Source organism: Xanthomonas hawaiiensis, from assembly GCF_031834635.1.
Taxonomy (GTDB): Bacteria; Pseudomonadota; Gammaproteobacteria; order Xanthomonadales; family Xanthomonadaceae; genus Xanthomonas_A; species Xanthomonas_A sacchari.
The window spans coordinates 1,443,181-1,464,727 of the sequence record NZ_CP115873.1 but is presented as its reverse complement, the minus strand read 5'-3'; the positions used below and the strand labels follow the sequence as shown (position 1 = coordinate 1,464,727).

At 70.7% G+C, this 21,547-nt stretch carries 14 protein-coding genes and 1 pseudogene; 4 read left to right on the top strand and 11 right to left on the bottom strand.

The features are described from left to right. Positions 1-183: 183 nt before the first annotated feature. The 5 genes and pseudogenes from PG878_RS20835 to pilG all read right to left on the bottom strand — a co-directional run. Positions 184-1,845: pseudogene (locus tag PG878_RS20835) on the bottom strand (Hpt domain-containing protein); the annotation flags it as partial. A gap of 111 nt (positions 1,846-1,956) precedes the next feature. Beyond that, positions 1,957-3,993, bottom strand: coding sequence for a methyl-accepting chemotaxis protein (locus PG878_RS06445; protein ID WP_209029616.1), 2,037 nt, complete (start codon positions 3,991-3,993; stop codon positions 1,957-1,959). A gap of 40 nt (positions 3,994-4,033) precedes the next feature. Beyond that, positions 4,034-4,564 (bottom strand): chemotaxis protein CheW, encoded by a 531-nt coding sequence (locus tag PG878_RS06440; RefSeq protein WP_010343241.1) that lies wholly within the window; start codon positions 4,562-4,564, stop codon positions 4,034-4,036. 1 nt (position 4,565) lies between these two features. Next, positions 4,566-4,928: a response regulator gene (locus PG878_RS06435; protein WP_209029615.1), complete on the bottom strand. Its 363-nt coding sequence runs from the start codon at positions 4,926-4,928 to the stop codon at positions 4,566-4,568. A 17-nt stretch (positions 4,929-4,945) separates the two neighbouring features. After that, entirely contained in the window at positions 4,946-5,347 is a 402-nt protein-coding gene (gene pilG, locus PG878_RS06430) for a twitching motility response regulator PilG (RefSeq protein ID WP_003472648.1), read from the bottom strand. Between the two features lie 242 nt (positions 5,348-5,589). Between pilG and gshB the strand changes: the two genes are divergently transcribed. The 3 genes from gshB to PG878_RS06415 all read left to right on the top strand — a co-directional run bounded on the left by gshB (position 5,590) and on the right by PG878_RS06415 (position 10,812). Continuing rightward, complete coding sequence (gene gshB, locus PG878_RS06425; RefSeq protein WP_209029614.1) at positions 5,590-6,540, top strand: glutathione synthase; 951 nt, start codon at positions 5,590-5,592, stop codon at positions 6,538-6,540. Then, positions 6,537-7,418 (top strand): energy transducer TonB family protein, encoded by an 882-nt coding sequence (locus PG878_RS06420; protein WP_209029613.1) that lies wholly within the window; start codon positions 6,537-6,539, stop codon positions 7,416-7,418. The genes gshB and PG878_RS06420 overlap by 4 nt, the downstream gene beginning before the upstream one ends. A gap of 391 nt (positions 7,419-7,809) precedes the next feature. Then, positions 7,810-10,812 (top strand): TonB-dependent receptor, encoded by a 3,003-nt coding sequence (locus PG878_RS06415; RefSeq protein ID WP_209029612.1) that lies wholly within the window; start codon positions 7,810-7,812, stop codon positions 10,810-10,812. A gap of 59 nt (positions 10,813-10,871) precedes the next feature. On the opposite strand, the gene PG878_RS06410 is transcribed toward PG878_RS06415, so the two are convergent. From PG878_RS06410 to mrcB, 5 genes are all read right to left on the bottom strand, one after another. Continuing rightward, positions 10,872-11,792 carry an ADP-ribosylglycohydrolase family protein gene (locus PG878_RS06410; protein ID WP_209029611.1) on the bottom strand — a complete coding sequence of 307 codons (921 nt, stop codon included), beginning with the start codon at positions 11,790-11,792 and terminating at the stop codon, positions 10,872-10,874. Next, complete coding sequence (gene tsaB, locus PG878_RS06405) at positions 11,789-12,493, bottom strand: tRNA (adenosine(37)-N6)-threonylcarbamoyltransferase complex dimerization subunit type 1 TsaB (RefSeq protein WP_209029610.1); 705 nt, start codon at positions 12,491-12,493, stop codon at positions 11,789-11,791. The genes PG878_RS06410 and tsaB overlap by 4 nt, the downstream gene beginning before the upstream one ends. Positions 12,494-12,554: 61 nt before the next feature. Beyond that, positions 12,555-14,564 carry a DNA repair helicase YoaA gene (gene yoaA / locus PG878_RS06400; protein WP_209029609.1) on the bottom strand — a complete coding sequence of 670 codons (2,010 nt, stop codon included), beginning with the start codon at positions 14,562-14,564 and terminating at the stop codon, positions 12,555-12,557. Between the two features lie 162 nt (positions 14,565-14,726). Then, positions 14,727-15,248: a tetratricopeptide repeat protein gene (locus tag PG878_RS06395; protein WP_010343249.1), complete on the bottom strand. Its 522-nt coding sequence runs from the start codon at positions 15,246-15,248 to the stop codon at positions 14,727-14,729. A gap of 23 nt (positions 15,249-15,271) precedes the next feature. Continuing rightward, a complete protein-coding gene (gene mrcB / locus PG878_RS06390; protein WP_209029608.1) occupies positions 15,272-17,704 on the bottom strand; it encodes a penicillin-binding protein 1B in 2,433 nt (810 codons plus the stop codon). A gap of 93 nt (positions 17,705-17,797) precedes the next feature. Here mrcB and PG878_RS06385 point away from each other — a divergent pair, with 93 nt between their 5' ends. Next, positions 17,798-19,894 carry a glycosyltransferase gene (locus PG878_RS06385; RefSeq protein ID WP_209029607.1) on the top strand — a complete coding sequence of 699 codons (2,097 nt, stop codon included), beginning with the start codon at positions 17,798-17,800 and terminating at the stop codon, positions 19,892-19,894. 230 nt (positions 19,895-20,124) lie between these two features. Here PG878_RS06385 and PG878_RS06380 read toward each other — a convergent pair whose 3' ends face one another. After that, positions 20,125-21,537: a hypothetical protein gene (locus tag PG878_RS06380; protein WP_209029858.1), complete on the bottom strand. Its 1,413-nt coding sequence runs from the start codon at positions 21,535-21,537 to the stop codon at positions 20,125-20,127. Positions 21,538-21,547 lie beyond the last annotated feature (10 nt).

The following is a 21,547-nucleotide window of genomic DNA, read 5'->3' as shown; positions in this document are numbered from 1 at the left end:
GTGTTCGCCAAGCTCTGCGAATACGGCCGGCCCATCGGCCTGCGCCTCGTCTTGGTACTCGGCGGCTACCGGATCGAAGCCGGCGACTTCGGACACGGGCGCCGCGTGAGCGGCGGCGGCGTCTTCATGTGCGAACGCGGATGGCGTCGGCGTCTCCGGCCGCAACGCGTCCTGTTCCAGCACCAGGGAATCGAGACTGATATGCAGCGGCTCGGCGGTGCCGGTCCAACTGTCCTGTTCGGCCGCGACCGGATCGAAGCTGAGCGCCTGCGATGGCGCGGCACTTTCCTGTTCCTGCTCGTGCTCATGCTCGTCGCCAGCGTCGGCGGGCGTGGAGGCGTGTTCGGCGGCGGTGTCGGGTGCGTCGGTCGCCAGGCTCCACTGCGGTGCCTGCGGTGCGGCCGGCGTGTCCTGCGTGCGCGACGTCGTCTCCGGCGCGGCCTCGACCGGCGCCAGATCCCAGGCCGGCACGGCCGGTGCGGCGATCGAAGGTGACGACGCAGGTTCGCCCATGCGATCGGCAACCACCGGCGGCGCGGCCTCGGCCGATTCGGCCGCCTCGCTTGCGCTGGGCAACACGCCTGGCGCAGCCGGCGCGGTGTCGGGCAGCGGCCAGTAACGCAGCGCTTCCAGGCTGCTGCGGGTGATGTCGAGGATCTCTTCGCGCCCGGGACGGCGCTCGCGCAGCGCTTCCAGGTAGTACTCGAGGCTGGCCATCGCGTCGGCCAGGGTGTCGAGTTGGCGGCCGCTGGGCACGCGGCGCTTGCCGATCAGTTCGGTGGCGACGTAGCGGCGCACGCCCTCCAGGTAGTCGGCCGGCTGCGGCAGTTCCAGCATGCGCAGGGCACCGGCGACCTCGCCGAGCAGGCGCGGCACTTCGTCCAGGCGCGCGTGGTCCCAGTTGGTCTCGATGAAGGCGACGAAGTGCTCGCGGGCGCTGCCGAAATTGGCGATGGCCTCGTGCGCCAGCACTTCCACCGTGCGCCGCGCCTCGGCGGCGCTGGCCTCGTCCTGCACGTCGCCGCCGGCGCCCAGGTAGGCGACCTGGTCGTCGAGCGAGGCGTCCACGTACAGCAGCGCGCCGGCGATATCCAGCAACAGACCTTCGTCGGCCGCGCGGGCGCCGTCGACGATGCTGCGCAGCGCATCGCGCTGCTGCACCACCACGCTGCGCGCCACACCCAGGCCCATCACGCCCAGGGTGTCGGCGACGCTGCCCAGCTCGTCGACCTGGGTCTGCAGCGCGGCGACGTCGCCACCGGTGCGCAGGTGCAGGTCGAGCGCATCCTTGACCCGCAGCAGTTCTTCCTTGATCGCGGTGCCGACGGTGTCCAGCAGTTCGCGGTTGCGGCCGGCGAGGCTGCCGCGCGCATGGTCCAGCTCGGCCTCGGTGGCAGCAGTGGCGTCGGGCGCCAGCGCGAACAGCGCGCCCTCGCTGAGACCGGCTTCGCCGCGCGCGGCGCGGATCTCGTTGAGCAAGGGCAGCAGCACGATCGGAATGTCGCGGTGGCCGTCCTGCAGGCGCTCCAGGTAGTCGGGCAGCAGCACGGTGCCGCGCATCAGCGTGGCGCAAGCCTCGTCGCGGTCGGCCGCCTGGCCGTTCTGCACCGCCGTCGCCAGCAGCTCCAGTTCCTCGGCGACCATCGCCGGCGCGTACAGCTCGACCATGCGCAAGGTGCCCTGCACCTGGTGCAGGTAGCCGGCGCAGAAACGCATGCGGCCGGTGTCGGCCGGTTCCTCGACGAAGGCTTCGATCTCGCCGCGGACCTGGCGCAGGGTCTCGTCCAGTTCCGGCTTGACCCAGCCGAGCGCGGCATGGCTCATCGCATCGCGCAGCGCGCTCATCGCCGCGTCCCCGCGGCCGGGCACGCGCCGTGCCGCGCGAGCGCGGCGACGGAGTGCGGGAGTTGTTCACGGTACGTCATGTGCGCTTCCTTCCACCCGGTTCCGGCCCGCTTACGCCGGCAGCTTGAAGTCGGCGACCGAGCGCCGCAGGTCCGCCGCCAGTTGCGCCAGGCGGCCGATCGATTCGGCGGTCTGTCCCGCGCCTTGCGAGGTCTGTCCGGTGATCTGCCGGATCACGTCCATCGTCTGGGTGATGTCGATCGCCGCCGCCGACTGCTGGTGCGCGGCGATGGAGATGTTCTTGATGAGGGTGTTGAGCGCGTTGGACACGCGCTCGATCTCGGTCAGCGCGGTGCCGGCGTCCTCGGCAAGGCGCGCGCCGGACACCACTTCGGAGGTGGTCTGCTCCATCGAGCTGACCGCTTCGTTGGTGTCGGCCTGAATGGTCTGCACCAGGCCTTCGATGCGGCGAGTGGCGCCGGAGGTGCGTTCGGCCAGGCGCTGCACTTCGTCGGCGACCAGCGCGAAACCGCGGCCGGCCTCGCCGGCCGAGGCGGCCTGCACCGCGGCGTTGAGCGCCAGGATGTTGGTCTGCTCGGAAATGTCGTTGATCAGTTCCACGATCGAGCCGATTTCCTGGGTCGACTCGCCCAGGCGCTTGATGCGCTTGGAGGTCTCCTGGATCTGGTCGCGGATCTGGTCCATGCCCTGGATGGTCTCGCGGACCACGCCGGCACCCTCGGCCGCGATCACCACCGAGCGCTGCGCCACTTCCGCCGACTCGGTGGAGTTGCGCGAGACCTGCTCGATGCTGGCGGCGATTTCGTTGATGCGCTCGGACGCCGAGCCGATCTGCTCGGCCTGGTGCCCCGCCGCCTCAGCCAGTTGCCGCGCGGTGGCCTGGGTTTCCTCGGTGGAAACGGCGACCTTGGCCGAGGTGTCATTGATGGTGGTCACCAGGTGGCGCAGTTCGTCGACGGCGTAGTTGATCGCGTCGGCGATGGCGCCGGTCATGTCCTCGGTGACCGAGGCCTTGACCGTCAGGTCGCCTTCGCCGAGCGAGCTGATTTCGTCGAGCAGGCGCATGATCGCCTGCTGGTTGCGGCTGTTGTATTCCACCTGCGTCTGCAGGCGGATTTCCTGCTCGCGGCTGCGGCTGCGCACCGTGGTCCAGACGAAGCCGATGATCGACAGCAGCGCCAGCAGGCCGGACACCACGCCCAGCCAGAAGTTGGGGAACAGGCGGGTGTCGCGGGTCGAACCGAACGCGGAGAACGCGTCGAACAGCTTCTTGCTGTCGTCCAGCATCTTGCCCGAGCCGGCGGTCAGCGCCGCGGCGGCGGACTGCGCGGCGAACAGGCTGCGCGAGCTGGCCTGCAGCGCGTCCAGATCCTTCTTCATTTCCGCCCACTGCGCCTGCGACTGCTCCAGCGCGGCCAGCGCAGCGGCGTTGCGCACCGGGGCGATGCCCAGTTCCTCGTTGCCGTTGCGCAGGCCTTCGAGCATCTGCCCGAACACCACCGCATCGCGCGCCAGCGCGTCGCCGGCGCTGGCCGCGCCGCGGCCGCCGGCGCGCATTTCGGTGACGCGGCGGGCCATGGTGCCGGCCACCACCACCTGCTGCAGGGTGTTGTAGATCTGCGCGGCGGGGGCGCCGCCGACGGTCATCGCGCGCACCACCTCGTTCAACTGCGCCTGCAGCTGCGGCACGCCGCCGACGAAGCGGTCGGCGTTGCCGGCCAGCGCCAGCACCGCCGGTTCGCTGTCCACCACCTGCTGCGCGTGCTTGGCCAGCGGCGCCCAGGTGGCGTCGAGGGCCTGCAGGGGCCCGGCCACGTTGTTCTCGTTGGCGTAGCGCGCGTTGAGCTCGGCGACGGTGCTCTCCACCTTCGCCTTGGTCTGCTTGAACTGCTTGAAGGTCTCGGCGTTACCGGACACCGCGTCGCGGGCCTGGTTGGCCAGCTGTTGCGACAGCACCTGCAGGTCGGCCGCGCCGGTGCTGGCGCCGGCCAGGCGATTGCCCTGCCAGGTGGCCACGCCGGTGTTGGCGCCGAACACGACCAGTGACAACGCCAGCAGGCCCAGCCAGAAACTCGTGCCCACGCTGCCGAGCTTGCTGGCCTTGCGGGCGTCCGGAGCAGTACTCATGATGCGACCTCGGTCTTCGATGCGGAGGCAGCGCGCGCGCTCAGGCGGCGGCTTGCCGGAATTCGGGAGTGCGCGACAGCAGCGACAGCGAGAACACGCCCCAGTCCTGGGCGTCGCCGCGGAAGGCGCGGTCGATGAAGTGCGCGTAGCGGCCCTGGGCCAGATCGCCCGGCTCCACCGCCTGCGCCTCGGTGAAGCTGCGCTGGCCGAACAGTTCGTCGATGGTCAGGGCCACGTCGCCGCCGCTCTGGCGCATGATCAGCACGCGCTGGCCTTCCTGCAGCGCCGTGCGCTCGCCTTCCAGGAACTGCTTCAGGTCGACCACCGGGAACAGGTTGCCGCGCAGGTTGCCCACGCCCAGCAGCCACGGCTGCGCGCCCGGCACCGGGGTGACCGGCGGCATGCGCACGATCTCCACCACTTCGCGGAAGTCCGAGACCAGGTGGCGCGTGCCGACGCGGTAGCCGACCCCGCGCCAGACGTCGTCGTCGAAGGCGCGCTCGGGCATCTGCACGGCATGCGCCAGGCTGCGCCGCTCGTAGGCTTCGAGAATGTCGAAGGGCGAGCGCATGTCAGCCCACCAGTTGCTTGATGCGGGCGATCAGTTCGTCCTCGCGCGGCGGCTTGACGATGTAGTCGGTGGCGCCCTGGCGCATGCCCCAGACCTTGTCGGTCTCCATGCTCTTGGTGCTGATGATCAGCACCGGGATGTGCCGGGTGGCCTCGTCGCGCGACAGCGCGCGGGTGGCCTGGAAGCCGCTCATGCCCGGCAGCACCACGTCCATCAGCACCAGACTCGGCGCCTGCTCGCGCACCAGCTTGATCCCGTCCTCCGCATTGTCGGTGGACAGGACCTGGTGCCCGGCTTTTTCCAGCCATTGCGTGAACACCGCCCGGTCGGTCGGTGAGTCCTCGATCAACAAGATACGGGCCATGCTGCCTTTCCCCCTGGTCAGGCGTTGACGTATGTACGGATCGCGCCCAGCAGCTCTTCGCGTGTAAAGGGTTTGGTGAGGTACTGCTCGGACCCGACGATGCGCCCGCGCGCCTTGTCGAACAGGCCGTCCTTGGAGGACAGCATGATCACCGGCGTGGCCTTGAACAGCTGGTTGCCCTTGATCAGCGCGCAGGTCTGATAGCCGTCCAGCCGCGGCATCATGATGTCCACGAAGATGATCTGCGGCTGCTGATCGGCGATCTTGGCCAGGGCCTCGAAGCCGTCGGTCGCCGTTACCACTTCGCACCCTTCGCGCTTCAGCAACGTTTCGGCGGTACGACGGATTGTTTTCGAATCGTCGATCACCATCACCCGCAAGCCTGCGAGTTCCCCACCCGCAGTCGTGTTTTCACTCATCACTTGCCCCCAAGCGCGCGACGCTTCATCGGATCCGGCTTCGCTGCGAAACGACATGTATCCCAAGACCCGCTGCGACTGTCAAGGCCGCCGCGACGGGTCCGCGTTGAACCGCGTAACAGCACAAACTATGTCACAGTTTGGCGGATCACGTGCGACACCGTGCGACCGCGCCGGACGCCCGGTGCGCGGCGCCCCCGCCGACCCGCTACCATCTTCCGCTCAGCCCCACAGGTGCCCCCATGCCGTTCGATGTCATCGTGGTGATGGATCCCATCGCCAGCATCAAGATCGCCAAAGACACGACCTTCGCGATGCTGCTGGAAGCGCAGCGGCGCGGGCATCGCCTGCACTACGTGCGCCCCGGCGGGCTGACCCTGCGCGACGGCCGCGCGCTGGCCCAGGCGGCGCCGCTGCGGGTACGCGACGACAAGGCCGGCTGGTTCGAGCTGGACGCCTTCGCCGAACTGACCTTCGGCCCCGGGCAGGTGGTGCTGATGCGCAAGGATCCGCCGTTCGATGCCGAGTTCCTGTACGACACCCACGTGCTCAGCGTGGCCCAGCGCGCCGGCGCGCAGGTGGTCAACGACCCGCAGGGCCTGCGCGACTTCAACGAGAAGCTGGCCGCCCTGCTGTTCCCGCAGTGCTGTCCGCCGACCCTGGTCAGCCGCGACGCCGCCACGCTCAAGGCCTTCGTGCTGGAGCACGGCCAGGCGGTGCTGAAGCCGCTGGACGGCATGGGCGGGCGCTCGATCTTCCGCAGCGGCACCGGCGACCCCAACCTCAACGTGATCCTGGAGACGCTGACCGACGGCGGCCGCAAGCTGGCCCTGGCGCAGCGCTTCATCCCGGACATCAGCGCCGGCGACAAGCGCATCCTGCTGGTCGACGGCGTGGCGGTGGACTACTGCCTGGCGCGGATTCCGCAGGGCGACGAGTTCCGCGGCAACCTGGCCGCCGGCGGCCGCGGCGAAGGCCGCCCGCTGAGCGAGCGCGACCGCTGGATCGCCTCCCAGGTCGGCCCGGAGATGAAGCGGCGCGGCATGCGCTTCGTCGGCCTGGACGTGATCGGCGACTACCTCACCGAGGTCAACGTCACCAGCCCCACCTGCGTGCGCGAACTGGACGCGCAGTTCGGGCTCAACATCGCCGGGCTGCTGTTCGACGCCATCGAGGCCTACCCGGCGCGATGAGCGCGGCCGCCGCGACGCCCGCGCCGCGCATCGGCGAGCGCGAACGGCTCAGCGCCACCCTGGTGCTGTCGCTGATCGTGCACGGGCTGGTGATCCTCGGCGTGGGCTTTGCGATCGACGACGACGCGCCGCTGGTGCCGACCCTGGACGTGATCTTCAGCCAGACCAGCACGCCACTGACGCCGAAACAGGCCGACTTCCTGGCCCAGGCCAACCAGCAGGGCGGCGGTGACCACGACAAACCCCAGCGCCCGCGCGACAGCCAGCCGGGCGTGGTGCCGCAGCGCCAGGACGGGCTGGCGCCGCAAGCGCTGCGCGCGCAGACCGCGGCCGCCGCGCCGGAACCGACCCCGCGCGTGGTCAGCAGCGCGCGCGGCGAGCACCCGCTGCCGGCGGCGCAGACGCAGCCGCGCACCGACGACCCGCAACGGCCGGTGGACGCGCAGCGCGAACAGCGCGATGCCGAGATGGCGCGGCTGGCCGCCGAAGTGCACCTGCGCTCGGAGCAGTACGCCAAGCGCCCCAACCGCAAGTTCGTCTCCGCCAGCACCCGCGAATACGCCTACGCCAACTACCTGCGCGCCTGGGTCGACCGCGCCGAGCGCGTCGGCAACCTCAACTACCCCGACGAAGCGCGGCGGCGCCGGCTTGGCGGCCAGGTGGTGATCAGCGTCGGCGTGCGCCGCGACGGCAGCCTGGAAAGCAGCCGCATCCTGCGCTCCAGCGGCGTGCCGATGCTCGACGCCGCCGCGCTGCGGATCGTGCAACTGGCGCAACCGTTCCCACCGCTGCCGCGCACCGACGACAACGTCGACATCCTGCAGGTGACCCGCACCTGGGTGTTCCTGCCCGGCGGCAGCCTGATCGACGACCGCTGAGCGGCGAGCGAAAGCGCTAGCCCCTCTCCCCTCGGGAGAGGGGTTGGGGTGAGGGTACGGCGCATAGCGACCCACGAAGTTCGGGCGCACGAGGCTCCGCCCGGACCCTCATCCGCCCCTTCGGGGCACCTTCTCCCGAGGGGAGAAGGAAAGCGCTGCCCCTCTCCCATCGGGAGAGGGGTTGGGGTGAGGGTACGCCCGCACGGAACACCCGGCGGCAAGCGACATAACCATTGGTGCCGCCGACATAACGACGCGGCATTTCTGTGATGGCGGCCCATTAAGGTTAATGGAGCGGGGGAACGTTACCGCGCACCGCATCATCCAGGACGGGCGGATTCGAGTCGGCGCGGCGTGCCCCCGCCCCACCACCACCCGAGCCGCCCCGTACATGCACAACTATCGTTCCCTCCGCAGGCCCGCCCTGCTCGCCCTGGCACTGAGTGCTGCACTCGCCCTGCCGCCGGCCCAGGCCCAGTCCACCACCGGTGCCGTCGCCGGCCAGGCGCCGGCCGATGCCCAGCGCATCCTGGTCCGCAGCGACAGCGGCCTCAGCCGCGAGGTCACTGTCGACGCGCGCGGCCGCTACAGCGTCGGCCAGTTGCCGCTGGGCACCTACACCATCATCGCCAAGGGCGCCGACGGCAGCGTGCTGGGTAGCCGCGACGGCGTCGGCCTCACCGTCGGCGGCGTCACCGAAGTTTCCTTCAGCCCCGCCACCACCAGCCTGGCCGGCGTCCAGGTCAGCGCCGACCGCGCCGCCGCCGCGATCGACGTGAGCAGCGTGGACTCGCGCACGGTGATCAATGCCGAACAGCTGCAGCGCCTGCCGCTGGGCCGCTCGGCCGAGGCGATCGCGCAGCTGGCGCCCGGCGTGGCCGGCAACAGCGGCAGCGGCACCTACATCGGCCCGACCGGCGCGCAGCTGCTCAGCTTCGGCGGCTCTTCGGCCGCGGAGAACGCCTATTACATCAACGGCTTCAATACCACCGACCCGCTGCGCGGACTGGGCGGACTGACCCTGCCCTACGGCAGCATCGACCAGTTGGAGGTCTACACCGGCGGCTACAGCGCCAAGTACGGGCGTTCCGACGGCGGCGTGATCAACGCGGTCGGCAAGCGCGGCAGCAACGAATGGCATTTCGGCGGCCAGGCGACCTGGGAGCCGGATGGCCTGCGCTCCGCGCAGAAGGACGTGTACGCGCCCGGCAACGGCGCGCTGTATCGGCCGGACAGCAAGAGCGGCTCCACGCTCAGCACCCAGAGCGTCTACGCCGGCGGCCCGCTGATCCAGGACAAGCTGTTCTTCTTCGGCGCCTACGAGCTGCAACGCCAGGACGGCGACCGCTTCTACGGCACCCGCGAGACCACCCCTGGCAACTACTATTACGACTACCAGTACCGCCGGCCGAGCTGGTACGCCAAGCTCGACTGGAACATCAGCGACAGCCAGTTGCTGGAGATCACTGGCGCCTCCAGCCGCTATGTCACCCGAGGCAAGTACTATCTATATAGCGGCCGCGACATCGGTGCCCTGCGCGGCGATGCCGACACCACCAAGACCGGCGGCGACCTGTGGAGCGCCAAGTACACCGGCTACCTCACCGACCGCCTGACCTTCAGCGCGCTGTACGGCCAGCAGCGCACCGACGACTACAGCCGCAATCCCAGCTACAACGGCGCGTTGACCTACATCTCCAGCTCCAACTTTCAGAACCCGGCCTACACCGGCGGCACGCCCATCACCAATGCCCAGACCACCTCGCTCCTGGTCGACCCGGCGCGCGGCAACCGCACCGACAACCTGCGCCTGGACCTGAACTACGCCATCGGCGCGCACAGCATCACCATCGGCATCGACAACCAGAACGCGCGCGCACTCAACCGCGGCTCGGTGGCATCGGGCGACGGCTACTACTGGATATATGGCCAAGCCAAGCCCAACGTGCCGATCAATGCCGACCTCGTGCCAGCGACCGGCAATTACCCAAATGGCCAGGACGGCTACTACGTGCGCAAGTACATCTACAGCGCACTGGCCTCGGTGCGCTCGGCGCAGCGCGCGCAGTACGTGGAGGACAACTGGCAGGTCAACGACCGGCTGCTGCTGAACCTGGGCCTGCGCCTGGACCAGTTCACCAACTACAACCGCGACGGCGCGCCGTACATCAAGCAGACCAGCGGGCAATGGGCGCCGCGGCTGGGCTTCAGCTGGGACGTCGACGGCGATGCGCGCTTCAAGGTGTACGGCAACGCCGGCCGCTACTACCTGGCGCTGCCGCTGAACCCGGCGTTCAACGCCGCCGGCGCCACCCTGGCCACTTCGACCTACTACACCTACGGCGGCATCGACGCCAATGGCTATCCGACTGGCCTGACCCAGATCTCCGGCGCGGTCTCGGCCAACAACAACTACGGCATCCTGCCCGATCCCAAGACCGTCGCCACACAAGGCATCAAGCCCTCCTTCCAGGACGAGTTCATCCTCGGCTTCACCAGGGCCTGGGGCGACAGCTGGGTCTACGGCGCCAAGGGCACCTACCGCGTCCTGCGCAGCGGCGTGGACGACTACTGCGACAGCGATACCGTGTTCGCCGCCGCCGCGGCGCAAGGGCATACGGTGACCCTGGCCAGCAACCCTGTCAGTTGCTGGCTGATCAACCCGGGCCGGGCCAACACCTTCACCCTGGTCGACACCTCGGGCAACTACGTCAAGGTGCCGCTGAGCAACGCGCAGTTCGGCTTCCCGGCGTTCAAGCGCAACTACTACGGGCTCAACCTGTCGCTGGAGCATCCGTTCGACCAGCGCTGGTACGGCCGCCTCGACTACACCTGGTCGCGCAGCTACGGCACCACCGAGGGCCAGTTGCTGTCGGGCATCGGCCAGACCGCGGTATCCACCACCCAGGCCTGGGACTTCGCGCAGTTGATGGAGCACACCAACGGCCCGCAGAGCAACGACCACACCCATCAGTTCAAGTTCTACGGCTACTACCAGATCGACCCCGCGTGGCTGGTGTCGGCGAACTTCAAGCTCATCTCCGGCTCGCCATTCAGTGCGCTTGGCTCCTACGGCCCAGACCACAGCGACCCTACCTTGTACGGCATCGCCTACCACTACTACCAGGGCCAACCGGCGCCTCCCGGCAGCCAGGGGCGCCTGCCATGGCTGCAGCAGCTCGATCTCGGGGTCACGTGGCGCCCGTCCTATGCGGAACGCAAACTGGCTTTCAGCCTGGACGTGTTCAACGTCTTCAACGGCCAAGCCACACTTTGGAAGTATCCGTATTCAGAGACAGGCCCGGGCAACTCGGACCTGGACCCGGTGTACGGCGCGGCACTCTTGCGTCAGGCACCGCGCTCGCTGCGGTTGAGCGTCAGCTACGACTACTGAGGCGCGCTGGAGACGCGCATGGGTGCCGGCCGCTGACGGTTCGGCACCCGTGCGCGGTCTCATTGCACCAGACTGGCCACCTGCAGCCGCTCGGCCAGCGCCACGATCTCCGCGGCATCCTGCACCCGCGCGCGCCAGGGCGCGGGGATGCCTTCGACGCCATAGAAAGCACCGGCCAACTGCCCGCAGATCGCGGCCGTGGTATCCGCGTCGTCGCCGAGATTGGCCGCACGCAGCACCGCATCGGCAAAATTGTCGGTAGTCGCGAAGCACCACAGCGCCGCCGACAGCGCATCGACCACGTAACCAGTCCCACGGATCTGCGTTGCCGGCACCACAGCATGGTCACGCACGGCCAGTGCACGTAGCGCCGGCGTCTGCATCGGCGGTGCATCCGTCGGCTGCAGCACCTGCGCACGGTCCTCGCCCAGCAAGGCGGCGCGCAACTGGAAGGCGAACAGCCGGCTGGCGTCCAGCACTTCGGCCGCGGCATGGGTGGTGCGCGAACTGTCGGCGGCGCGCTCGGCCAGTTCGTCGGGGCGCTGCGCGTAGAACATGGCCACCGGCGCCAGTCGCATCAGCGCGCCGTTGCCGGCCGCGCGCGGATCGTCGCTGCCGCTGAACGCCGGCCCGCCCTGCAGGTAGCGCTCCAGCGCCGCGCGCACGGTGTTGCCGATGTCGAAACACGTGCCGGTGCTGCTCAGGTAGCCGTGCCGATACCAGTTGCAGTAGCGGTTCATCTGGTCGGCGGCGTCGAAGCCCTGCCGGTACAGCAGGCTGTGGGCCAGGCACAGCGCCATCGAGGTGTCGTCGGTCCACTGCCCCGGCTGCAGCTCGAACGGGCCGCCGCCGACCATGTCGTCGATCGGCGTAAAGCTGCCGGGCGCCTTGAATTCCAGGGTGGTCCCCAGTGCGTCGCCGACTGCCAGCCCGAGCAGGCAACCGCGGAAGCGGTCGCCGGGCGTCACCGCGGCGTTCATCGCGCGGCCCGCTGCGCCTGTTGCTCGGCCAGGGTCAGGGCGACGTTGTCGCGCAGGTAGGCCGGTTCGGCGCGTTCCGGCGCGATCCCTTCGCCGCGCGCGTAGGCGGCCGCGGCCAGGGTCAGCACATCGGCCGCATGCGGCAGCGCCTGCGCATCGGCGCTGCGCCAGTGCGCGCCGAAACGCCGCTGCAAGGTGCCATCGACCGCCGCCAGACCGGTGCCGACCGCGGCCCAGGCCGCCTCCGGCTCGGGCAGCTCGAAGGCCTCCGGATTCAGCACCTGCTCGGCGATCAGCGCCTGCAGGCCGCCATCGGCCTGACGCGCGTAGGCCGCGGTGTAGACCTCGCCCATGCGCGCATCGATCGCCGCCAGCACCCGCGGCGCATCGGCCGGCGCGCGCAGCGCCAGCACCTGCAGCGTGGACACCGGCAGCACCGGCAGGTCCAGGGCCAGGGCGATGCCTTGCGCGACCGCGATCGCCAGCCGCACGCCGGTGAACGCGCCGGGGCCGCGGCCGAAGGCCACCGCATCGAGCTGGCGGCGGCCGATGCCGGCCTCGGCCAGCAGTTGCTCGGCCCACGGCAGCGCCAGTTCGGCATGCCGCCGCGGCGCCAACTCGAAGCGCTCCAGCACGCGGTCGCCGACCATGACGGCGACGGAGCAGGCTTCGGTGGAGGTTTCGAAGGCGAGGAGGTTCATTGAGGAGCCGGGATTGGGGATTCGGGATTGGGGATTCGCAAAAGCAAGAGCGGCGCGGCGGCTAGTCTGACGCGGCCGGTGGCGTCGCGGCCTCGGGATTATCGCCCAGCGGCGCGGCCTCGGCGGCGAAGAACTGGCGCACGTCCTCCACGTCGCGGGTGCGGGCGAACGGCGGCAGCGACTCCAGGAAGGTGCGGCCATAGGACTTGCTCAGCAGGCGCGGGTCGCACAGCACCAGCACGCCGCGGTCGCGCTCGCTGCGGATCAGGCGACCCACACCCTGCTTGAGCGCGATCACCGCCTGCGGCAGCTGCTCGTCGCGGAACGGGTTGCCGCCGTCGCGGCGGATCGCCTCCAGGCGCGCCTCGAACACCGGATCGTCGGGGGCGGCGAACGGCAGCTTGTCGATCACCACCACGCTCAGCGCATCGCCGACCACGTCCACCCCCTCGCGAAAGCTGGCCGAGCCGAGCAGCACACCGTTGCCGGAGGCGCGGAAGCGCTCGAGCAAGGTCGCGCGCGGCGCCTCGCCCTGCACGAACAGCGGCCAGGGTCCGTCGCGCAGCGCCTCGGCCGCCTCGCGCAGCGCGCGGTGCGAGGCGAACAGCAGGAAGGCGCGGCCCTGCGAGGCCTCCAGCACCGGCTGCAGCGCGGCGATCAACGCCGTGCCGAAACCGCGCGCCGCCGGATCGGGCAGTGCCGGCAGGTAACACAGCGCCTGCCGCGCCCAGTCGAACGGGCTGGGCTGCAGCAAGGTCATCGGGTCGCTCAGACCCAGGCGGGTGGCGATGTGTTCGAACTCGCCCTTCACCGCCAGCGTCGCCGAGGTGAACACCCAGGCCGCGTGCGAGGCCTCGCGGTGCGCGCGCAGCGGCCCGGACACGTCCAGCGGCGTGCGCTGGCAGCGGAAGCCGCGCGGGGTCAGCTCGTACCACAGCACGTCGTTCGACGGCGCCTCCGCCTCCGGCTCGGCCTCGAAATCCGGGATCGGCGCATCCTCGCCGAGCCAGCGCCCCAGCCGCGTGCGCAGTTCGCGCGCACGCGCCGCGCAGGCGTCGAAACCGGGCGAAGCCTCGCGCAACACCGCCAGCGGTTCCTGCAGCCGCGCCAGATCGGCCAGCAGCGCATCGAAGCCGTCGCGCACCTGCGGCTTGGCCAGCAGCCGCCACTGCGTGCCGCGCGCCGGCAACCCCTCCATCGCCGCACGCAGTTCGCGCAGGGTCTGTTCGATCGCCTGCGCCGGCGCCTGCAGGCTGGCCAGCGCGCCGGCGACATGGCGGCTCTCGGCCAGGCAGTCGCGCGCCAGCTCCTGCAGCGGACGCATGCCGAAGCCTTCGCCAAAGAAATTTGCCGCCAGCTCCGGCAACTGGTGCGCCTCGTCGATCACGAAGGCCTGTGCGCCGGGCAGGATCTCGCCGAAGCCTTCCTGCTTCAGCGCCAGGTCGGCCAGCAGCAGGTGATGGTTGACCACCACCAGGTCGGCGGCCTGCGCGCGCTGCCGCGCCTGCACCACGAAGCACTCGCCCCAGAACGGGCATTCGGTGCCCAGGCAATTGTCCACGGTGGAGGTGACCAGCGGCAGCAGCGGCGAGTCGTCGGCCAGCGCGTCCAGCTCGGCGATGTCGCCGAAGCGGGTGCGCCCGCTCCAGGCGACGATGCGCTGGAACTGCGCGACCTGCTCGCGCGCGGTGAAGCGCGGCTCGCCGCGCGCCTGCTGCAGGCGGTACTTGCACAGATAGTTGGCGCGCCCCTTCAGCAGCGCGCTGCTCAGGCCCACGCCCAGCGCCGCCCGCACCCGCGGCAGATCACGGTGGTAGAGCTGGTCCTGCAGCGCGCGGGTGCCGGTGGAGACAATGGTCTTGAGCCCCGACAGCAGCGCCGGCACCAGGTACGCATAGGTCTTGCCGGTCCCGGTGCCGGCCTCGGCCAGCAGCACGTCGCGCTGCTCGAACGCCTCGGCGATCGCCGCGGTCAACCGCAACTGCGCCGGCCGCGGCACGAACGCATCGAGCTGACGCGCAAGCGCCCCGCCTTCGCTGAGCGCTTCGGTGCTTGCGTGGGCTAACGACATGGGAATGGGGAGTCGGGAATAGGGAATGGTTAGAGCAGCAGCGCTACCCGCTCACTGTCACGGCCGCCGGCAGAGCGGGAAGACCGAGCGCCGCCAGCGTGACGAGCCGCCAGAAACGCAGCTTTTACCCATTCCCCATTCCCGACTCCCCATTCCCAGCCTTTAGTACCTCTTGATCCCCGGCACCGTGCACCCGGCGATCTGCGCGTGCGCCGAGGCGGCGTTTTCCTTCTGGCCGCGGGCCAGGCGCGCCTGTTCGATGGTCGCCCAGTGGCGGCGGCACAGCGGGCCGGTCTGCGAGCCGAGGTCGATGGCGCGCTTGGCGAAGGCTTCGGCCTGCGCATCGTCCTTCTGCAGCAGCGCCACTTCGGCGCGGTCCTGCAGCAGTGCCGGGTCGTCCGGCACCAGCTTCAGCGCCTGGTCCAGCGCCGCGGCGGCACCGGCCAGGTCGCCGGCGCTGCGCTTGCGCTTGGCGCTCTCGCGCAGGTCCTCCACTTCCGGATCGCGCAGCGGCTGCACGCTCAGTTCGGTGTCGTCGGCGCCGCCGCTGGCGTCGATCGCGGCGATGCGCTGCGCCGGCGTGGTGGTGTCCACCGGCGCAGCCGGGGGCGGCGGCGGCGGTGCGCTGACGCAGGAGGCGAGCAGCAGGCTGAGGGCGGCGATGGCGGGAAGACGTGGGGTCATGGGCGGTATCCGGGATCCGGGGATCAATGCGCCGGCGGCGGCGCGGCCGCGTCGGCAGGCGGGTCTTTCTTCTTGTCCAGGCCGAACCAGCTACGCCAGCCGCCGCCCTGGTGTTCGCCCTCGGCCGGCGCGGCCTCTTCCGGCAGCGCCTGCGGCGGCGTGCACGCGGCATACGCCGGCACGAAACCGACCACGAACGGGAACTGGCGCGCGCCGGGGCAGCTCGGGTCGGTGCTGTTGTACCCCACCGGGTCCATCCACTGCCAGTCGATGCCCTTGCCCTGCACCTGCAGCGGCGCGCTCGGCAGCCGCGAGAAGATGCCCGACCACACCCGCATCGCGCCGGTGGCGCCGTACAGGCCGGTCTGCTTGTTCTGGTCGTTGCCGATCCAGATCACCGCCAGGTGATCGCCGGTGTAGCCGGCGTACCAGCTGTCCACGCCGTCGTTGCTGGTGCCGGTCTTGCCGGCCGGCGACAGCTTGCCCAGGCCATCGTTGAGCAACTGCCGCGCGGTGCCGTTGCTGACCACCTGCTGCAGTGCCATGCCGACCAGGTTGGCGGCGATGGAGTCGCCCTCCTGCGCCGGCGCCGGGGTCTTGTCGTAGCGCTTGAGCAGCTTGCCCTGCGGATCGAGCACGCCACGCACCGCATGCAGCGGCTGGATCTCGCCGCCGGAGGCCAGGAACTGGTACAGCTGCGCCATCGCATACGGACTCTGGTCGGTGGCGCCGAGGATCAGCGAGGGATTGACCTCGGCCTCGATGCCGGCCAGCACCTTCACCAGTTGCGCAACGCGCTCCGGCCCGACCTGCATGCCGACGCGCACCGTGGCCTGGTTGTAGGAATGCGCCAGCGCATCGACCACGCGCACCGTGCCGTGGCTGCGGCCATCGGAATTGCCCGGGCTCCAGGTGCGGCCGCGGCCCAGTTGCACGGTGACCGGGGTGTCGTCGACCCAACTGGCCAGCGAAAAGCGGTCCGGCTGCGCCAGCGCCAGCAGGTACACGAAGGGCTTGAGCAGCGAGCCGACCTGGCGCTGCGCCTCGATCGCGCGGTTGAAGCCGGGCTGGGCCACGTCGCGGCTGCCGACCACCGCCAGCACTTCGCCATTGTGGGTGTCGGTGAGCACCAGCCCGGCCTGCAGCGGCGGGCGCTTCTTGTTGGTCTCCAGCGAGGTGATGGTGCGCGTCACCGCGCCCTCGGCATACGCCTGCGCCGACGGCGACATGCCGGTGAGCACGCTCAGGCCGGCGCCCTGCAGCGCGCTTTCAGGGTAATCGCGCGCCAGTTGGCGCCGTACCAGGTCGACATAGGCCGGAAAGCGGTTGGCCGCGACCAGGCCGGGTTCGGCCGGCACACCCAGCGGCGCGGCCAGCGCCTTGCGGTAGGTGGGTTCGTCGATCAGCTCGCTCTCGCGCAGCTTGCCCAGCACGAAGTTGCGCCGGTCCAGGGCGCGCTCGGGATAACGCCGCGGGTCGTAGTAGGACGGCCCCTTGACCAGGCCGATCAGCAACGCCACCTGCTCCGGCGCCAGCGCATCGAGTTCGCGGCCGAACCAGAACTCCGCGCCCGAGGCCACGCCGTGCACCGCCTGGCTGCCGCGCTGGCCCAGGTACACCTGGTTCAGATACGCCTCGAGGATGGTGCGCTTGTCGTAGCGCGCTTCCATGATCAGCGCGTACAGGATCTCGTTGAACTTGCGGGTGACGGTCTGTTCCTTGCCGATGCCGAGCAGGCCGCTGCGCGCCAGCTGCTGGGTCAGGGTGCTGGCGCCCTGCCGGCTCTTGCCGCCGGAGCGCACCATCACCCAGGCCGCGCGGACCATGCCGCTGAGGTCGACGCCGTGGTGCGAATTGAAGTCGCGGTCCTCGACCGCCTGCAGGCCGGTGACCAGCAGTTCCGGCACCTCGTCCACGCGCACCAGGCGCCGCTCTTCCTGCTTCTGCCCGTACAGCGTGGCGATGCGCGCCGGATCCAGCCGCGCGGCCTTGAGCGCCTTGCGCGTCTGCGCATCGCGCAGCGCCACCACGCGCCCGCCGGCCAGGCCGACCTCGATGCGGCGCGGCGCGACCCGTCCATCCACGTCGACATAGCCGCGGCTGGCGATGGTGAAGCGGCTGCCGTCCTGCTGGTAGCTGCCGGGACGTTCGGCGCCGGCGTCGGCGCGATAGCTGGCCGCATCCAGTTCGGTCTTCAGCGTCTGTGGGTCCATCGCCGTGTCCGGCGCCAGCACCAGCGGCCGTGCGTACACGCGGGTGGGAATCTGCCAGCGCAGTTCGCCGAAGCGCTGGGTGACCTGTTTGTTCAGATAGACCGTGTACGGAATCAGGAAGCCCAGGCCGAGTGCGGCGGCGGCCAGGCCCCAGGTGAGCAGGCGCCTGCGCCATACGGCGGCGGGGCTGTCCAGGGCGTCGTCCTGATCGTCGGTGTCGTGATCGTCGTAGCGTCGGGGCACGGGAATGCGAGAATGTAAATTCCGCCGAGTCTAGCGCAGCCCAGCGGGCAGCGCGGCACGACGGCCTCTTCGTTTAAGTTGGAGTGGTGCCGGATGTCGATGTCGTGGGCGAATGCGCGCTACGCCCTGAACCGCCTGGCCGGCCTGGTCCGGCGCGGTCTGACCAGCCTGCGCACACGCGGCTGGCGCAGCACCTGGGAGCGCCTGCGCGTGCATGCGCAACCGCTGCCGCCGCCGCAGCGCGCGCTGTTCGCGGTGGACGCGGCGCCGTTCGCGCCGTTCGCGGTGCCGAACAGCCCTGCGCCGCTGGTCAGCATCGTGATCCCGGTCTACAACCACGTCGCGCATACCCTCGCCTGCCTGCGCGCGCTGGCCGCGCATCCGCCGGTCGCGCCCTGCGAGATCCTGGTGATCGACGACGGCAGCAGCGACGAGACGGCACAGTGGCTGCCGCAGGTGGTCGGCCTGCACTACCACGTGCGCGAGCGCAACGGCGGCTTCATCGCCACCTGCAACGACGGCGCCGCGCGCGCGCAGGGCCGCTACCTGGTGTTCCTCAACAACGACACGGTGCCGCAACCGGGCTGGCTGGACGCGTTGCTGGACACCTTCGCGCAGCTGCCGCAGGCCGGCCTGGTCAGCGCGCAACTGCTGTATCCCGACGGCCGCCTGCAGGATGCCGGCGGCGTGGTCTTCGCCGATGGCAGCGCCTGGAGCTACGGCCGCTTCGAATCGCCCGACGACCCGCGCTATGCCTACCTGCGCGACGTCGACTACGGCAGTGGCGCGGCGCTGGCGATCGAGCGCGCGCGCTTCCTGGCGCTGGGCGGTTTCGACACGCGCTACATGCCGGCCTACTACGAGGACACCGACCTGGCCTTCGCGGTGCGCGCCGCCGGCTTGCGCACGCTGGTGCAACCGGCCAGCCGCGTGGTGCACGACGAGGGCACCAGCAACGGCACCGACACCGGCAGCGGCATCAAGGCCTACCAGGTGCGCAACCGCGCGGTCTTCGCCGCCAAGTGGGCCGAGGTGTTGTCGCAGCACCTGCAGCCCGGCGAGGTACCGACGCCGGCGCTGCTGCACCACCGGCAGCGCCAGGTGCTGATCCTGGACGAAGCGCTGCCGCAGCCGGACCGCGATTCCGCCTCGCTGCGCCAGCTCAACCTGATCCGCCTGCTGCTCGAGGAAGGCGCGCACGTGGTGTTCGTGCCCAGCGAGCGCAGCTATGCCAGCCGCCATAGCGAGACCCTGCAACGGCTCGGCGTGGAGGTGTGGTACGCGCCGTACCTGAAGAACCTGACCTGGTTCCTGCAGCAGCACGGCGCGCGGTTCCACAGCGTGCTGCTGGTACGCCACCACGTCGCCCATGCCTGCCTGCCGCTGCTGCGCCGGTTCGCGCCGCAGGCACGGCGCCTGTTCGACACCGTGGACCTGCACTACCTGCGCGAGCGCCGTGGTGCCGAACTCGCCGGCGACGCGCGCCTGCTGCGCGAGGCCGAGCGCACCCGCGCGCGCGAACTGGAGGTGATGGCGCAGGTGGACGTGACCGTGCTGGTCAGCGCAGTCGAACGCGAACAGTTGCAGCGCGAGGCGCCGCAGGTGCGCACGGCGCTGATCTCGAACCTGCACGAGGTCGCCGGCCCCGGCCTGCCGTGGGCGCAGCGCAGCGACCTGGTGTTCGTCGGCGGCTTCCGCCATGCGCCCAACGTGGACGCGGTGCGCTGGTTCCTGCAGGAGGTGTTCCCGGCGGTGCGCATGCGCCTGCCGGAGGTGCGCTTCCACTGCATCGGCGCGGACATGCCGGAGGACATCCGCCGCCTCGGCGAGGCCACCGCCGGCGTCGAGCTGCTCGGCCACGTCCCCGAGATCGCCGCCTACATGGACGGCATGCGCATCGCCGTGGCGCCGCTGCGCTTCGGCGCGGGCGTCAAGGGCAAGGTCAACCTGAGCATGGCGCATGGCCAACCGGTGGTGGCCACTGCGTGCGCGGTGGAAGGCATGCACCTGCGCGACGGCGAGGACGTGCTGATCGCCGACGACCCCGCCGCGTTCGCCGACGCCATCGCGCAGTTGTACGCCGATCCGGCGCTGTGGCAGCGGCTGGCCGACAACGGCCTGCGCAACATCGAAACCCATTTTTCGCTGGACGCCGCCCGCGCCACGGTGCGCGAGGCGTTCCTGGCCTAGCCCCTAGTGGCGCGCTGTGGTCGATCGTGTCGGGACTGAAGTCCCTCCCACAACGGTGTTGCAGGCATCGCCGCTGACTCATGCCGTGCTGAGCAGATAAGCTGAGCAGATGACGCGCGCGCCGCAAAAAGTTCACGACACATGCGCTGTCCGAGTGCACCTGTGGGAGGGCTTCAGCCCCGACGCGTTGCAGCCTCAGCCAGCAGAAAAGCCTAACCGCACTGCATGCGCTAGCGCCCCGGACTGAGGCTGCGCAAACGGCGCTCGAAGGCGGCCAGTTCCGGAGTCGCCGAATCGATCGCGCGGGCGCGCTGCAGCGCCTGCCGTGCGAACGCAGCATCGCCGCCGCTCAGGCGCTCGTCGCCGACCGCCAGCCAGCGCTGCGCCAGGCGCCGCCGCGCGGTGGTCAGCCCATTGCCGCTCGGCGCCAGCGCGCGCCAGGCGTCGTAGCAGGCGCTCGCCGCCAGCACCCGGTTGCCGCGCATGGCATCGTCGAAACAGCGCCGCAGCGCCGCCAGCACGCGCTGCTCGGCCGCGCGCACCCGCGCATCGCGTGGCGCCAGGGTCTGCGCCGCCAGCAAGGTGTCGTAGGCGCTGGCGCCGGGCGGGGTCAGCCAGTCGCCGCGCGCCTCGGCCGCCTGCAGATCGGCCAGCAGACGCTGCAGGCGCCGCTCGCGTTCGGCCGGCGATACCCGCGAGGGCGCTGTGGCCTGGCTTTGCCGGGCGCGCTGCAGCGCCTGCTTCGCGTCGGCCAGTGCACGGCTGTCCGGTGCCAGGGCCTGGCCCTTGCGCAAGGCGCGCTCGGCCTCGCCGAAACGGAAATCGGCGGCGGCGCGGCTCGCCTGCATGGCGTAGGCCGCTGCCACCCGCTCCAGGCCATCGCTGGCGCCGGGCGCATCCGGCACCGCCGCGTGCCACTGCGCAAATGCGTGTGCCGCCGCGTCCAGGCGCTGCCGGCGCAGGGCCTGCTCGGCCTCGCGTTGCAGGCGCTCCAGCGCCCGGTTCAGTTCCGCCTGGGTCTCGGGCAGGTCGACATGCCCGGCGTCGTAGCCGCGCGCGCGCTCCACCAACGCCGCGGCAGCGGCCAGGTCGCCGCGTGCCAGCGCGCTGCGCGCGTGCTGCAGCAGTTCCGACAGCGCATCCTCGCGGCCTTCCAGCGCCGCGGTGCGTTCCGGCGCGTACTCCAGCACCCGCTGGTACAGCGGCAGGGCCGCGTCCGGGCCATCGTCCAGATGCCCGTCGCGGCGCGCCTGCGCCGCCCGCTGCAGCAGTTGATCGATGCCGGCATGCGCGGCCTCGCGCGTTCGCAGCGCCGCCTCGATGCGCTCGGCATCGGCGCGCGGCACCTGCAGCGCGCGCGCCAGCGCCAGCGCCTCGCGCGCCTGCGGATAGCGCCCGGCGGCCAACGCCGCACGCGCCTGCCCCAGTGCCGCGCGCCCGGTCGCGGCCAACCCGACGCGCGCCTGCATGCGGTCGCCGTCCAGCGCCAGCGCGGCCTCGAAGCGCTCGCGCGCGCCGCTGCCGTCGGCGGCGCTGAGCCGGCCCGCGCGCAGTGCCGCGTGGCCCTGGTCGAGCAATTGCTGGATGCGCGTCTCCGGCCAGATCAGGTCGGCCAGCGGGCGGCGGAACACCACCACGGCCATCCCCAGCACC

Coding starts and splice junctions, on each gene's coding strand:
- yoaA (WP_209029609.1), bottom strand. CDS start 14,564: ATGTCGTTAGCCCACGCAAGCACCGAAGCGCTCAGCGAAGGCGGGGCG.
- pilG (WP_003472648.1), bottom strand. CDS start 5,347: ATGAGTGAAAACACGACTGCGGGTGGGGAACTCGCAGGCTTGCGGGTG.
- tsaB (WP_209029610.1), bottom strand. CDS start 12,493: ATGAACCTCCTCGCCTTCGAAACCTCCACCGAAGCCTGCTCCGTCGCC.
- PG878_RS06435 (WP_209029615.1), bottom strand. CDS start 4,928: ATGGCCCGTATCTTGTTGATCGAGGACTCACCGACCGACCGGGCGGTG.
- PG878_RS06420 (WP_209029613.1), top strand. CDS start 6,537: ATGAGCGCGGCCGCCGCGACGCCCGCGCCGCGCATCGGCGAGCGCGAA.
- gshB (WP_209029614.1), top strand. CDS start 5,590: ATGCCGTTCGATGTCATCGTGGTGATGGATCCCATCGCCAGCATCAAG.
- PG878_RS06440 (WP_010343241.1), bottom strand. CDS start 4,564: ATGCGCTCGCCCTTCGACATTCTCGAAGCCTACGAGCGGCGCAGCCTG.
- PG878_RS06395 (WP_010343249.1), bottom strand. CDS start 15,248: ATGACCCCACGTCTTCCCGCCATCGCCGCCCTCAGCCTGCTGCTCGCC.
- PG878_RS06410 (WP_209029611.1), bottom strand. CDS start 11,792: ATGAACGCCGCGGTGACGCCCGGCGACCGCTTCCGCGGTTGCCTGCTC.
- PG878_RS06385 (WP_209029607.1), top strand. CDS start 17,798: ATGTCGATGTCGTGGGCGAATGCGCGCTACGCCCTGAACCGCCTGGCC.
- PG878_RS06380 (WP_209029858.1), bottom strand. CDS start 21,537: ATGGCCGTGGTGGTGTTCCGCCGCCCGCTGGCCGACCTGATCTGGCCG.
- PG878_RS06415 (WP_209029612.1), top strand. CDS start 7,810: ATGCACAACTATCGTTCCCTCCGCAGGCCCGCCCTGCTCGCCCTGGCA.
- PG878_RS06445 (WP_209029616.1), bottom strand. CDS start 3,993: ATGAGTACTGCTCCGGACGCCCGCAAGGCCAGCAAGCTCGGCAGCGTG.